At 46.5% G+C, this 15,353-nt stretch carries 9 protein-coding genes and 1 tRNA gene; 8 read left to right on the plus strand and 2 right to left on the minus strand.

Translation table 11 applies throughout. The annotated features are described in order from the left end of the window. The first annotated feature begins 117 nt into the window (after positions 1-117). Positions 118-192, plus strand: a tRNA-Glu gene (locus L0665_RS03240). Positions 193-750: 558 nt separating this feature from the next. Beyond that, positions 751-7,215 carry a PKD domain-containing protein gene (locus L0665_RS03245; protein WP_274924270.1) on the plus strand — a complete coding sequence of 2,155 codons (6,465 nt, stop codon included), beginning with the start codon at positions 751-753 and terminating at the stop codon, positions 7,213-7,215. 315 nt (positions 7,216-7,530) lie between these two features. On the opposite strand, the gene L0665_RS03250 is transcribed toward L0665_RS03245, so the two are convergent. Both L0665_RS03250 and L0665_RS03255 read right to left on the minus strand, forming a co-directional pair. Beyond that, positions 7,531-7,995 (minus strand): class I SAM-dependent methyltransferase, encoded by a 465-nt coding sequence (locus L0665_RS03250; RefSeq protein ID WP_274924271.1) that lies wholly within the window; start codon positions 7,993-7,995, stop codon positions 7,531-7,533. 17 nt (positions 7,996-8,012) lie between these two features. Continuing rightward, a complete protein-coding gene (locus L0665_RS03255) occupies positions 8,013-8,216 on the minus strand; it encodes a methyltransferase domain-containing protein (protein ID WP_274924272.1) in 204 nt (67 codons plus the stop codon). A 451-nt stretch (positions 8,217-8,667) separates the two neighbouring features. On the opposite strand from L0665_RS03255, the gene L0665_RS03260 reads away from it, so the two are divergent. The 6 genes from L0665_RS03260 (at position 8,668) to wtpC (ending at position 15,238) form a co-directional block, all read left to right on the plus strand. Next, complete coding sequence (locus L0665_RS03260) at positions 8,668-10,419, plus strand: dipeptidase (RefSeq protein WP_274924273.1); 1,752 nt, start codon at positions 8,668-8,670, stop codon at positions 10,417-10,419. Positions 10,420-10,766: 347 nt separating this feature from the next. After that, a complete protein-coding gene (modA, locus tag L0665_RS03265) occupies positions 10,767-11,612 on the plus strand; it encodes a molybdate ABC transporter substrate-binding protein (protein ID WP_274924274.1) in 846 nt (281 codons plus the stop codon). 241 nt (positions 11,613-11,853) lie between these two features. Next, positions 11,854-12,672, plus strand: a complete 819-nt coding sequence (gene modA, locus L0665_RS03270; RefSeq protein WP_274924275.1) for a molybdate ABC transporter substrate-binding protein — start codon at positions 11,854-11,856, stop codon at positions 12,670-12,672. A 190-nt stretch (positions 12,673-12,862) separates the two neighbouring features. After that, positions 12,863-13,378, plus strand: a complete 516-nt coding sequence (gene tsaA / locus L0665_RS03275; RefSeq protein ID WP_274924276.1) for a tRNA (N6-threonylcarbamoyladenosine(37)-N6)-methyltransferase TrmO — start codon at positions 12,863-12,865, stop codon at positions 13,376-13,378. Next, a complete protein-coding gene (locus L0665_RS03280) occupies positions 13,368-14,165 on the plus strand; it encodes an ABC transporter permease (RefSeq protein WP_274924277.1) in 798 nt (265 codons plus the stop codon). The genes tsaA and L0665_RS03280 overlap by 11 nt, the downstream gene beginning before the upstream one ends. A gap of 14 nt (positions 14,166-14,179) precedes the next feature. Next, on the plus strand, positions 14,180-15,238 hold the full coding sequence (gene wtpC / locus L0665_RS03285; RefSeq protein WP_274924278.1) for a tungstate ABC transporter ATP-binding protein WtpC: 1,059 nt from the start codon (positions 14,180-14,182) through the stop codon (positions 15,236-15,238). Positions 15,239-15,353: the final 115 nt, after the last annotated feature.

The raw sequence follows: 15,353 nt of genomic DNA on the forward strand, positions 1-15,353 counted from the left end.
TACGAGAAACGTCGGGCCGGTCAGAACAGCCGATTCGACCAGAACAACCAGAACTCAAAGGACAAATACGTATATTTAAGTACGAATCAGGCATATCTTAGTAGGCACCACTACATTGCTGATATAGTGTAGTCCGGCCAATCATGCAGGACTCTCACTCCTGCGACTGGGGTTCGAATCCCCATATCAGCATTTAGGAGCTATTTTTGTTATTTAAGGTTTAATTGAATTTTCAGTAACCTCGCATTTTAATATCCTCGTTTTGTTCTTTCCGCACGTCTGTGATTCAACAATTCATTCTGCCCGCCACAATCATACAATCCATCACAGGTAACGCGCCTGGATCTCTTTTAAAAAAGGGTTGAGATAAGGGGTTGAATATACGTCGAATACTGATGGATCCATTCTATTTTGGAAGTATCTAAACGATACAACCCAGAATATACTTCAGGAGATTTAAAATATCCAATCAAAACTCATAATAAAATCATTGCCACAATTAGACACTGTATCAAACATTTAAAATACTACAAACACATAATTCCAAACATTTAATGAGAGGATAGTTTGAACTGCGTCCTGACACATCAGATCGCAGAACATCTCAGATTAAATAGCGACATGAAAATTGCAATACTCCGATAATATCGTCAATAATTCACATAAATTCTGATTATGGCGATTTTAGCCACATTCAGTCATTTCGTCGCTTCTTCAGATTTCAGGTAAAGCGTAAATGGGGGGACGAAAATGAAAGATAATTTTTCGATTATTATTTTTGGATTATTGCTAATTTGTTTATTCCAGGGTGTAAATGCCGATGATTCGTTTGACAATTTGATCTGGTGCAAGGATCTCGGTGGCAATGTTTATTCGGTTGATCTCTCCGGTGATGGCCAATACGTAGGTGCAAATACCATTAATACCGCGTACTATTTTGACTCCGATGGGACAAAACTCTGGAACTTCACCAACCACAAATATGACGATCTCCCGTATGTCACGAACCAGATTACTCTGGTGACCCCTTCTGACGACGGACAGTTGGTTGCCGTTGACGGCCGATACGATCTTTTCGTTTTTGATGCGTTGGGCGAATCTCTCTGGAACTATTCCACATTCAGTACCTACTACGGATACATCAAAGAACCGGAGTTTTCAAGGGATGGGAACTCTCTTGTTGTTGCACCGAGCCAGCGAGAGGGAGACAGCCTGTTCAAATTTGATAAAGACGGGAATATAATCTGGAGCTACGAATGCAGTCAGACAGAAGATGACATATTCTATGCATTAGCAATATCCGATGACGGGGAGTATATCGCAGCCTACTGTCAAAACGATTACACCGTTTATTTCTTCGATGGAGATGGAACCGAACTCTGGCACAATTACCCAATGCATGTCTATTATGAGGGAATATCGATGTCAGGCGACGGGGAGTACATCGCTCTTTCGAACTTGAATACTGATCTCTGTATATATGCCAAAAACGGGACCCTTTTGTGGAAATACCGTCCTCACGATGTAGTCCGGGATCGAGATTGCTGCTATCATGTTGCGGTTTCACACGATGGAACTCATGTTATTGCGGACAGTGAATATTGCCTGCACTATTTCGATATTCAGGGCAATCTCCTCTGGGAGCACCAGATCGGGACCCTCATCGGCTGCAGTTATGTGTCCGCATCCGCCATCTCCGACGACGGTCAGTATGTTGCTCTCGGGACAGGTACAGGAACAGTTATTCTCCTGAACCGGTATGGGGACGTGCTGTGGGAATATGAAACAGGAAAAACCATTCGATCGAATACAGGCATATCGTTTTCCAACGACGGGACAAAACTCGCAGCAGCCAGTGAGAATGGCTATGTGTATTTATTTGACAGTGATCCTGTTAACCTGATCCCTGTGATCGAACCGGTAGGTGATCAAGTCGTTGATGAAAACGGGAACCTCCAATTCAGTGTCGTTGCAAAAGATTTGAATGGCGATCTTCTTGACCTGACGGTGAGTGGGCTTCCTTCCGGGGCAACTCTTTCGCCCACAATTGATCCTGCAACATGGATATTCAACTGGACACCGATGTATGACCAGTCTGGATCATATAACGTCCATATTGACGCAAATGATGGTAAATTCACCGCGAGCGTGGATATTCCGATCACGGTGAATCATGTTAACCGGGTGCCAGTGCTCACGTCTATCGGTGATAAAATACTCCAGCCAGGTGATTCGCTTGAGTTCTTCATCACCGCCACAGACCCTGATGGCGATTCCCTTACTTATAATGCCACGAACCTCCCTCCCGGAGCAAGCTTCGATCCAGTGACACAAAAATTTACTCTGACACCAGTTGAGAAGAACAAAACCTATGTGCAGGTTCATTTTGAAGTCAGTGATGGCCAACTAACCGATGGTGAGAATATCGATATTGTACTGATAAGCGATCATCTGGCATGGTGCAAGGATCTCGGTGGCAATGTTTATTCGGTTGATCTCTCCGGTGATGGCCAATACGTAGGTGCAAATACCATTAATACCGCGTACTATTTTGACTCCGATGGGACAAAACTCTGGAACTTCACCAACCACAAATATGACGATCTTCCGTATGTCCCGAACCAGATTACTCTGGTGACCCCTTCTGACGACGGACAGTTGGTTGCCGTTGACGGCCGATACGATCTTTTCGTTTTTGATGCGTTGGGCGAATCTCTCTGGAACTATTCCACATTCAGTACCTACTACGGATACATCAAAGAACCGGAGTTTTCAAGGGATGGGAACTCTCTTGTTGTTGCACCGAGCCAGCGAGAGGGAGACAGCCTGTTCAAATTTGATAAAGACGGGAATATAATCTGGAGCTACGAATGCAGTCAGACAGAAGATGACATATTCTATGCATTAGCAATATCCGATGACGGGGAGTATATCGCAGCCTACTGCCAAAACGATTACACCGTTTATTTCTTCGATGGAGATGGAACCGAACTCTGGCACAATTACCCTATGTATGTCTATTATGAGGGAATATCGATGTCAGGCGACGGAGAGTACATCGCTCTTTCGAACTTGAATACTGATCTCAGTATATATGCCAAAAACGGGACACTTTTGTGGAAATACCGCCCTCACGATGTAGTCAGGGATCGAGATTGCTGCTATCACGTTGCGGTTTCACACGATGGAACTCATGTTATTGCGGACGGTGAATATTGCCTGTACTATTTCGATATTCAGGGCAATCTCCTCTGGGAGCACCAGATCGGGACCTTCAACGGTGACAGTCATGTGCTCTCATCAGCTATCTCCGATGACGGCCAGTATGTCGCCGTCGGGACCAGTACAGGAACAGTTCTTCTTCTGAACCGGTATGGGGACGTGCTGTGGGAATATGAAACAGGAAAAACCATTCGATCGAATACAGGCATATCGTTTTCCAACGATGGGACAAAACTCGCAGCGGCCAGTGAGAATGGATATGTGTACTTATTTGACAGTGATCCTGTTAACCAGATCCCTGTGATCGAACCAGTAGGTGATCAAGTCGTTGATGAAAACGGGAACCTCCAATTCAGTGTCGTTGCAAAAGATTTGAATGGCGATCTTCTTGACTTGACGGTGAGTGGGCTTCCTTCCGGGGCAACTATTTCGCCCACAATTGATCCTGCAACATGGATATTCAACTGGACACCGATGTATGACCAGTCTGGATCATATAACGTTCATATTGACGCAAATGATGGAAAATTCACCGCGAGTATAGATATCCCAATCACGGTGAATCATGTTAACCGGGTGCCGGTGCTCACGTCTATCGGTAATAAAATACTCCAGCCAGGTGATACACTTGAGTTCTTCATCACTGCAACAGACCCTGATGGTGATTCCCTTACCTATACCGCCACGAACCTCCCCCCCGGAGCAAATTTCGATACAGTGACAAAAAAGTTTACTCTGAAACCAGCTGAAGAGAACAAAACCTATGTGCAGATTCATTTTGAAGTTAGTGATGGCCAACTAACCGATGGTGAGAATATCGATATTGTACTGATAAGCGATCATCTGGCATGGTGCAAGGATCTCGGTGGCAATGTTTATTCGGTTGATCTCTCCGGTGATGGCCAATACGTAGGTGCAAATACCATTAATACCGCGTACTATTTTGACTCCGATGGGACAAAACTCTGGAACTTCACCAACCACAAATATGACGATCTTCCGTATGTCCCGAACCAGATTACTCTGGTGACCCCTTCTGACGACGGACAGTTGGTTGCCGTTGACGGCCGATACGATCTTTTCGTTTTTGATGCGTTGGGCGAATCTCTCTGGAACTATTCCACATTCAGTACCTACTACGGATACATCAAAGAACCGGAGTTTTCAAGGGATGGGAACTCTCTTGTTGTTGCACCGAGCCAGCGAGAGGGAGACAGCCTGTTCAAATTTGATAAAGACGGGAATATAATCTGGAGCTACGAATGCAGTCAGACAGAAGATGACATATTCTATGCATTAGCAATATCCGATGACGGGGAGTATATCGCAGCCTACTGCCAAAACGATTACACCGTTTATTTCTTCGATGGAGATGGAACCGAACTCTGGCACAATTACCCTATGTATGTCTATTATGAGGGAATATCGATGTCAGGCGACGGGGAGTACATCGCTCTTTCGAACTTGGATACTGATCTCTGTATATATGCCAAAAACGGGACCCTTTTGTGGAAATACCGTCCTCACGATGTAGTCCGGGATCGAGATTGCTGCTATCATGTTGCGGTTTCACACGATGGAACTCATGTTATTGCGGACAGTGAATATTGCCTGCACTATTTCGATATTCAGGGCAATCTCCTCTGGGAGCACCAGATCGGGACCCTCATCGGCTACAGTTATGTGTCCGCATCCGCCATCTCCGACGACGGTCAGTATGTTGCTCTCGGGATAGGTACAGGAACGGTTATTCTCCTGAACCGGTATGGGGATGTGCTGTGGGAATATGAAACAGGAAAACCCATTCGATCGAATACAGGCATATCGTTTTCCAACGATGGGACAAAACTCGCAGCGGCCAGTGAGAATGGATATGTGTATTTCTTTTCGACAGGCATAAGAGTCGAGAATCACCCACCAAAATTCAAATACATCCCAGAAATAGCGATAAATGCAAGTGAAATAATTGAGTTCACCCTATCTGCAGTGGATTCGGATTCTGATCAACTCATATTCACAGCTACCGACCTTCCGCAAGGGGCTCTGTTTGACACTGAAACCTGTATCTTCAACTGGACGCCAGAAATATCCCAGGTCGGCAACCACACCATCCATTTCGAGGTCTCCGATGGGGAGCTTATCGATTCTGCGGACGTTACGATCAAGATCATACCGGGCAACCAGCCCCCGGTTCTCGATCCAATAGAGGACCTAATAGGGAACATGACCGTCTGTACGAGCGATGAACTCACATTCCGTGTGAACGCCACCGATGCTGACAGCGATGCGCTCTCCTATTCGGCGCTCGATCTCCCCTCCGGGGCCGAGTTCACCGATCAGAACTTCACCTGGACACCCGACACATCCCAGATTGGCACCCACACAGTCCATTTCGAGGTCTCCGACAGCGATCTGACAGACACAGCGGATGTTACCATCACAGTATTACCAGGCAATCAACCCCCGATTTCATCTTTCACAGTCGATACTGCGTGTGATGAAGGCGCAAACATAAGCTTCAATGCCTGCACATCATCGGATCCCGATGACGATTTAATCTCCTATAACTGGGACTTTGGTGACGGAGAAACAAGTTCTGGCATGCAGGTCGAACACTTATATCCGAGCAATGGCGAATATATGGTCTGTCTGACTGTGACCGATCCTGATGGTGAAACAGACACTGCAACAACGACCATTAAAGTTTTAAATATCGCACCGGATGTTGATGCCGGCGGTGATATTGAGGTATATACAAATGAAACCTTTGCCCTTAATTCCTCATTTACCGATCCAGGCATTCTTGATCTTCACTTCGCATTTGTTGATTGGGGAGACGGCGAGGAAGAGTCGATAATCATCGATGAAACTGAAGGCCAGGTTATAGGGGATCATGCCTACATGGACCATGGTCTCTTCCAGGTCAATGTGACGGTATCTGATGATGACGGTGGAATGGGAAGTGATATGTTCAATGTTACTGTGATAAACCGACCACCGTTCGCCCGGACAAACGGCCCCTACACCATTGCTGAAGGAACAATGGTTATCATCTCCGCGGAGAATTCCACCGATCCTGATGGCAGTATTGTGGAGTATATTTGGGATATAGGGGGGGACGGTGAAACTGATTTCACTGGTGAAACGTTGGAATACATCTGGGAAGATGATTTCAACAGCACCATCGTGCTTACTGTGTTTGATGATGACGGAGACAACAGCTCAACATCTACAGAAATAAACGTATTTAATGTCGCACCGACGATTGAATCACTCTCGATGCCTGCAGATCCAGTCTCTGTTGGCGAGAACGTGTATGTATCTACAATTTTTGTTGATCCTGGCGCTGACGGGATCACCCTTACATGGGATTGGGGTGATGGAGATATTTCCATCTCTGAATGTCTTGCACCACCCGATACAAATGAAATCGCTTCGCACATCTATCAGAACCCCGGTGTCTACACGTTGCGTGTTGTTGTATCTGATGATGATGGCGGTGAAGATGAGGAAATTTCTACCCAGTACATTGTTGTATATGATCCTGATGGCGGTTTTGTTACCGGTGGTGGGTGGATTGAATCCCCGAATGGAGCATATTATCCCAATCCAGAACTTAATGGCAAAGTGACCTTTGGATTTGTCTCCAAATACAAGAAAGGAACTGATGTACCCACTGGTGAAACAGAATTCCAATTTAAAGTTGCAGATCTAAATTTCCATTCCACTGACTACCAGTGGCTGTTGGTTGAGTGTCCTAATGCAAAATACATAGGGAGAGGTACAATCAACAACCACGGAAACTATGGGTTTATGCTGACTGCTACTGATGAGAAGCTGACATCAAGCACCGATGTGGACTTATTCAGGATTAAGATCTGGAATTTAGATAACAACGATGAGGTTGTTTATGATAATCAGCCGGGGGAGTCCGACGATGAGGATCTGACCACAGGCATTTGTGGTGGTTCGATTGTCATCCACAATAAATAATCATTATTTGGGTCTTGTGGAAATCCTCTAAGAAAACTCCAGTGTCATTTAACCACAAATATACCCTGGAGTTCCGAAAAACTGTCTGAGAACAGGTACATCAATCTTGTGAAAAACTATATCGACGTCATCAGAAATTTTCATATACCTCTCCATTCTTCCAAATTTTCAAAGAATAATTATTCCCTGCATCAGCATCTGAGCCTGATTATTCTGAAAGAAGAGATTGGTCAGGATTTCAGATTGGCAATACCTCAGTCATTATAGCAATTACCACCCACGTAAAAATGGATAAGAACGGATGTATCCAAACAATTACATTCCGCTCTTTTCTGCAATGAAGAATGTATAGCCATATTCAGCAGGGTATTTTTCAAACACTTCAATTTCAGTCATCACGTGATCCAGCATCCCTTTTTCTTCAGTGCCGGTATACTGTTCCTTCAACTCCGGAATCCTCTTTTTAAGAGGGACATAGTAATCATCCCACCATGCGGATTCAGGGAGTCTGAACGTCTTAATATTTGAAAATCCCTCAGATTCAAGAATACGGCAGACCTCATCCTCCCGTTTCATATCCGGATATGTCTCCTTAAAAAACGTTTCAGTCTCCGGGGACGGAGTATCGGAAAACCATACCGCATCGGTAAATGCAATTTTTCCGCCCGGTTTCAGGTAATTCTTCCATTTCATAATTGCATCCCCTATTCCGATGATGAATATTGATCCTTCCGCCCAGATGAGATCGAATTTTTCGTATTCGAAGGGAAGTTCATCCATGGAAGCACAGACCGTTCTTATCCGTGACTGGAGATTGTTCTTCTCTGCTCGCTCGTTTTCAGGTCATCTAAAAAAGGTTGATGAATATCAACGGCATTAATGATGCACTCTGTGCATAGTTTTGCGAGTGCGATGGTCTGCATCCCGCTTCCGCATCCAATATCCAGAATCTCAGCACCTTCCGTGTTCAGTTCTGATAGTTCAAATGCCTTTTTTTGCATCTGTCGTCGCCAGGACCCTGTCTGGACAGGCCCTCAAATATGGAAAAAATAATGAATCATCCATTGGTTTCTGATTGAGAAAGGGGGCACTTCATCTTTGTGGTTACTCAGTCTGTTCTCTCACATTCCAAAGGGATAATCCTGACGCTGGAGAGATTGTTCAACTCCATAAAAAACCAGCATGATACCTGCAGCCATCACATAAAACCGATAAAAGTCAACGTGGACTTTTGACTATAGTAGCGAGGTGCTGTCTTCACCTAATTTGCACGGCAAATAAATCATTCAGCGACGCACAGGAACGAACACAGTAACCCATATTGCCGCTCAAAACACCCCAAAATAAATGAATACCATTTTACCTGTCAATTCCGTATTTTCTATTATGCTGAATCAATTAAAAACCAAATTACATATTATACCAGGCATATTCACTATTTTGCTGGTATTCATGCTAATATCAGCACCCGTATCCGCATGCACAATCTTTGCTGTTACTCCCGGTGCCTCAGAGGATGGTTCCATGTATGTCGGTCACACGAATGACGGTGTCGGCTTTGACTGGAGAAATTATGACGACATCAGCCTCATCTATATCCCTGCCGCAGACCATGCTACGGGCGATAAACGGCCTATTGCATTCGATCCCAACAGCGGTTCTGATGCAGCCGGCAATAAAGCACAAGGCAATTCCGAGACAATCCTTGGATATATCGACCAGGTGCCCCACACCTATGCCTACTACACCGCATCCTATGGGATGATGAACGAACATCAGCTTTTAAGCGGCGAATGCACTGATTATGCCAAAATCCAGCTTGGTGCAGAGGAAGGAAAGAGAATCTTCTATTCGTCTGAACTTTCCAACATTGCCCTTGAACGCTGCACAACTGCACGTGGGGCAGTTGAACTGGTCGGTGAACTGATTGAGTCATATGGTTACTACGGCACCGGCGAGACACTCATCTTCGCTGACCCAAAGGAAGCATGGGTCATTGAAATGTGTTCCAATCCGGAAGGCACCGGCGGCCTCTGGGTTGCAGAGAAGATACCCGATGGAGAAGTCTTTGTGGAAGGAAATGAATTCCGAATTCGTGAAATTGTTCCAAACGACCCTGATATGCTCTATGCGACAGATCTCTTCCGTATTGTCGAAGAAAATGGCATGTGGTCACCCGCTGACGGAACACTCGACTGGCTGGAAGCAACAAGCTATGGCGAGTATTCCCACCCATACTATTCCCTCATGCGGGTATGGAGCATTCAGAACAGACTTGCACCCTCCCTTGAACTGAGCCCGTATGTGGAGGACTCCTACACAGAGGCATATCCATTTACCATTAAACCGGACGAAAAAGTCAACCTGACAACCGCGTTCTCACTCTACCGTGACCATTACGAAGGGACAGAATTTGATCTGACCACAGGCGTTGCCGCAGGACCCTTTGGCAATCCATACCGCTATCTCGGGCCATCTGACGCCCACACCGATTTCCAGAATGAGACGTTCATTGAAGTCCGTCCCGGTGCAAACCCACGGCCTGTTTCTGCAGTATTCTGTGCCTACAGCTATGTGGCACAGGCACGTGCCGACCTCCCCGATCCTGTTGGCGGAGTGCTCTGGTTTGGCCCGGCTGTCGCATACGAAACCGTATACGCACCAATGTATGCCGGTGCTGAAAACGTATCAGTCCCCTATGCCACCGGCGACAGAGAAGTGTATGATCCGGAATCTGCCTACTGGACCTTTGATTTTGTCACCAACTGGGCAATGCTCCGCTACGATGCAATGATTGTTGATATTCAGCAAAAACAGTCTGAACTAGAATCAGAGTCAATCGAAGCGGTTAAAGTAACAGATGCACAGGCAGTTGAACTGATTCAGGCAGGAGACGAGGCTGGAGCACGCCAGCTTCTCACCACCTTCACAGTTGAACGGGGCGATACGATCATCGATGAATGGCAGGCACTCTCCGGAATGCTTGTGGTCAAATATTCAAACGGTCTTATTACCGATCCAACAAACGAGAATGTTGAAGAGTCCGGCTATCCGGCATGGTGGTCCCAGGAGGCAGACTACCAGTATGGACCCAGAGTGTACGCACTGGATCAACTCAGGGATACAGATGGCCTGAATTTTACCGGACAGACTGTATGGGTTCCCAAAAATGCATCGTTTGAAGATATTCTCAGTATCATCTGAAATGCATCATAAAACTGAATTCTTCTTTTTTTTCCACAAATTTCCGGAGATCCTTTTTGGGTGAAAACATCCGGAGCAGTGCACCTCAGATACATACCACAGCAAGAAGCAACAACACAATCCCACAGGCAAGGGTGGCCTCCTCCCCCACATTCGCCTTATATTCTATATTGCTGCCATTTAGTTGGAATGAGTGATTTTATGGCATTAAAAATTCCAAAAATGCTTATTTTCCCGAACATTCTGCCCCAAACCATTGTTACGGATGTAAAAAAAGATAATCTAATTTAATTAACTCCAGGACAAGTCAACCCCATTTTTATTCCAGGAACCACACATATGAACATATGAGTAGAAATTACCTCCCGGCAGTGCTGTTAATTGTGGCACTTGCCTGTTGTATGGTCTGCGGATGCACATCCGATACCACACCAGCAGACACCACCACTATTGGTGCAGACACCACTCCTGTTGCAGGAGAGACTGAGTCCGCAGAATCCCTTATTGTCTACTGCGGCGCAGGCCTGCGTGAACCAATGGACGAGATTGCACAGGTATATCAGGAGAAGACCGGCACTGAGATCAAGTACACATACAGTGGATCAGCACAGCTGCTCTCACAGATTGAACTCCTGCAGGAAGGAGACTGTTACATGCCTGGTGCAAAGTCATACATCGACTCCGCAGCAGAGAAGGGTTTCATCAATTCCAGCGAGGAAACCATCTATCACGTGCTTGCCATCGCTGTGGCCCCGGGTAACCCAAAGAATATCACCACCCTTGATGACCTGACCAATGACGGTGTCCGTGTTGCTATTGGTGAACCAACCGGACCTGCTGTTGGAAAGGCATCAAAGAAGATGCTGGAGAAAGCAGGCTACTGGGAAGAATTGCAGGACAACATCGTAGTACAGTCCGGTACTGTCAACGAGCTGCTGGTCTACATGAACATGGACCAGACAGATGCCGCTATCATCTGGGAAGACCTCCTTGATAACTCAGACTTGGAAAAGGTTGCCATCCCTATTGACGAAGGTTTCATCAAAGTTATTCCCGTTGGTACCCTTTCATTCTCAGAAAACCCTGAAGATGCACAGACTTTTGCTGAATTCGTCTCATCCGACGATGGCAAGGCTATCTTTGTGAAACACGGATTTGAGACATACCCCTCTGCAAAATACGGGGATGCATAACACTTTTTTCTTTTTTCGCCAATATCCAATCTTGATCTCAGACCATGATACCGGCCAGAATTCCGCGAAACCCATTGAGTGGGAACGCCCACTGAAATGTGCCATTTTCAAAAAAGCCCATATCAACCCCGTATTCAAAAAATAACGGACAATTCATCCAGAATACCAAGTTAACCACATCCAATTAACTCGCCTACAAATCAACGTTCTTTTTTATAATCAACTCCCAAATTGTGAACATATGAGTCATAAATACTGGACATTCGTTGCCATCATTGCAGCCATCTGCCTCTGCATGGCATGCGGATGCACATCTGAGGCAACCCCTGCAGACAATGCAGGACAAATAACCACTGAAGAAAAATCACTTATTGTCTATTCCGGCGCTGGACTGCGTGAACCAATGGATGAGATTGCGAAGGTTTACGAAGAACAGACCGGCACTGTGATCAAATACACCTACGCTGGATCAGCGCAGTTGCTCTCCCAGATGGAACTGCTCCAGGAAGGGGACTGCTACATGCCCGGTGCAAAGGCATACCTCGATTCTGCCACTGAAAAAGGATTTATTGACGAAAGCGAGGACGTCATCTACCACGTGCTCGCCTTTGCAGTCGCACCCGGCAACCCGAAAAACATCACCTGCCTCAAAGATCTCACTGAGGACGGCGTGACAGTCGCCATCGGTGAACCTACCGCCAATGCAGTCGGAAAGGCCACGAAACAGATCTATGATAAGGCAGGACTCTGGGAAGACCTGCAGGACAACATCATCGTGCGCTCCGCCACCGTGAACGAACTGATTGTCTATATGAATATGGGTCAGGCCGATGCTTCTATTATCTGGGAGGACCTCCTCGGCAGCCCCAATGTCGAACAGATAGACATACCCCAGGAAGAAGGATTTGTCAAGGTCGTCCCGGTGGCCACACTCTCATTCTCCAAAAAACCGACAGAAGCAAAAGCATTCGCTGATTTCGTCGCATCTGACGAAGGAAAAGCAATATTTGTAAAACATGGATTTGAGACATACCCCTCAGCAAAATATGGGGATGCCTGATTTTTCTTTTTTTTTGCTGAGATACCATAAAACAATGGAGAAAACCTTTCCTTCCCTAAAAAATCGGGAGACAAACAGAGGCACATTTCCGGAATATTGTTCAGGCACTCTCTTTTCGGATGAACGAAATCTATCCATACACCAGCAATTATGGCTGCATCCGGCAAAAAATAAACAAGAGGTACGTTACATGACAGACATTATATTCAAACCAATTGGAATCATCCACTCTGAACACACAGTACATGAGGATACCCCGATTCAGGGAATATTCAACCCTTCACGTGGGCAGATTGAAGTATTTAAAGAATTTGAAGAAGGACTGCGGGATATTGAATCATTTTCCCACCTGATTCTCCTCTATCACTTTGACCGGGCCACCGGAAAGAACCTGACCCAAAAGCCATTTCTGGACGGGGAAAAGGAACGCGGCATCTTTGCCATCCGCCACTTCAACCGACCAAACCCCATTGGACTTTCCATCGTGAAACTCTTGGATGTGCATGACAACATCCTGGAGATCGAACAGGTGGATATCCTGGACGGAACACCACTTATTGACATCAAACCCTATGTGCATCAGTTCGACCACCGCGAGGAGGTCGAGAACGGATGGGTGGACAACACCCACATGGACGACATCGGTGCATGGAATGCCACCCCTAAAGGCCTGAGAGACAAGGAGAGAACCAATCGTGAAAAGTGACCTGCGACGTAACTGGGTAAAAATTCTCAGCATCGCTGTAGGTCTTGTACTTGCCGGCTTTATCATCGCTCTGCTGCTTCTGGTGGTAACCCACCCATCACCTTCAGCAGTGGTTGATTCACTGATGACCAAGGAGATCCAATTTGCTATCTACCTCAGTCTTGCCACATCCATCATATCAACCCTCCTGTGCATACTGATCGCAGTCCCTGCCGCCTATGCACTGGCACGGTATAACTTCTGGGGAAAAAGTTTTGTGAGCACCATCCTCGACATGCCCCTGGCACTGCCACCGCTTGTTGCTGGTGTGGGACTCCTGCTCCTCTTCGGAACCACACCTTTCGGTGACTTCCTTGAATCAATAGGAATTGTCTTTGTCTTTACCCCCCTTGGCATCATCATCGCACAGTTCTTCGTGAACATGCCGTTTATGCTGCGAATTATGCGTTCCACATTCACGGACATCTCCCCACGCTATGAATATGTGGCCTGCACACTCGGATGTACGAATCTGCAGGCCATCTGGCGGGTAACCATTCCAATGGCAGCCCATGGGTTTCTTGCAGGTGCTGTTATCACCTGGGCAAAGGGCATAGGTGAGTTTGGTGCTGCACTAATGATTGCGGGCGCAACACGGATGAAGACAGAAACACTACCCATTTCGCTCTACCTGAACATGTCCTGCGGTGAACTGGAGATGGCAATATCTGCTGCAATCATTCTGATGGTGATATCGGTGGTATCTCTCTACGTCTTTGAATACTTTGGAGGATCCGCCAAATTCTAACCCGGGTGAACATCATGCTAACAATAGAACATATTTCAAAAGATTTAGGCGAGTTCATCCTCGACGATGTTTCCCTCACTGTCGAAGACGGCGAGTACTTTGTTATCATCGGGCCAACCGGCGCTGGCAAGACCATCCTTCTTGAGACAATCGCAGGGGTATACCCACCGGACTCAGGCACTGTCGTCCTTGATGGCCGCGATGTGACCTTCGTCCCTCCCCGTGAACGAAACATCACAATGGTCTACCAGGACTACATGCTCTTCCCCCATCTGACCGTTGCAGAAAATATCGGATTCGGCCTGAAGAACCGGAAACTTCCGGCGGAAGAAATTTCAACAAAGGTGGCTGAGGTGGCAGATATTTTTGGTATCGGACATCTGCTCCACCGCTATCCGGACACCCTCTCCGGAGGAGAACAACAGCGAGCGGCAATATCACGGGCAATTGTCCTTGAACCATCCATTCTACTCTTAGATGAACCCCTAAGTGCACTGGACGGGCAGACACGAGACCGTCTCAGGATTGAGCTTAGACGCCTGCATGCCAAATACAAGACAACAATCATCCACATCACTCACAACTTTGAGGAGGTATTCTCCCTTGCCTCACGGGTAGCGGTGATGCATCAGGGAAAGATGATGCAGGTAGGGACACCAGACGAGGTATTTCGGCACCCGAATTCTGAATTTATTGCAGAATTCGTTGGAGTGCAGAATATCTTCCGGGGCACATGCAAAACAACCGAAGGACTTTCTGAGATCTCAGTTGAAGGAGCAGAGAACACTCATATCATCTGTTCATCCCTCTGCACGGGCAATACCAATGTAACAGCCACCATCCGCCCGGAAGACATCATGGTTTCCTGCACAAAACTCGAGTCCACGGCACGGAACTCCTTTGCGGGAACCATCACCGATGTGGCAGATAACGGCTCAATGGTGAGGATCAGCGTTGATACCGGCCTCCCTTTCATTGCTGCAGTTACCCGACAGGGATGGCAATCCCTTGAAGCTGAAATTGGCGACACAGTATATCTTACCATTATGGCACAGTCTGTGCATATCTTCTAAATTTCCCCCTCCAATCCTTTTTTACCCATATGTTCCTAATGTGCGGCACCCCCCATGAGTCGTTCCTGAAAAAACCCATACAGGACCACAAATGCAAACACCACGCAACGCGATC

The organism is Methanogenium marinum (assembly GCF_028912405.1).
Taxonomy (GTDB): domain Archaea; phylum Halobacteriota; class Methanomicrobia; order Methanomicrobiales; family Methanomicrobiaceae; genus Methanogenium; species Methanogenium marinum.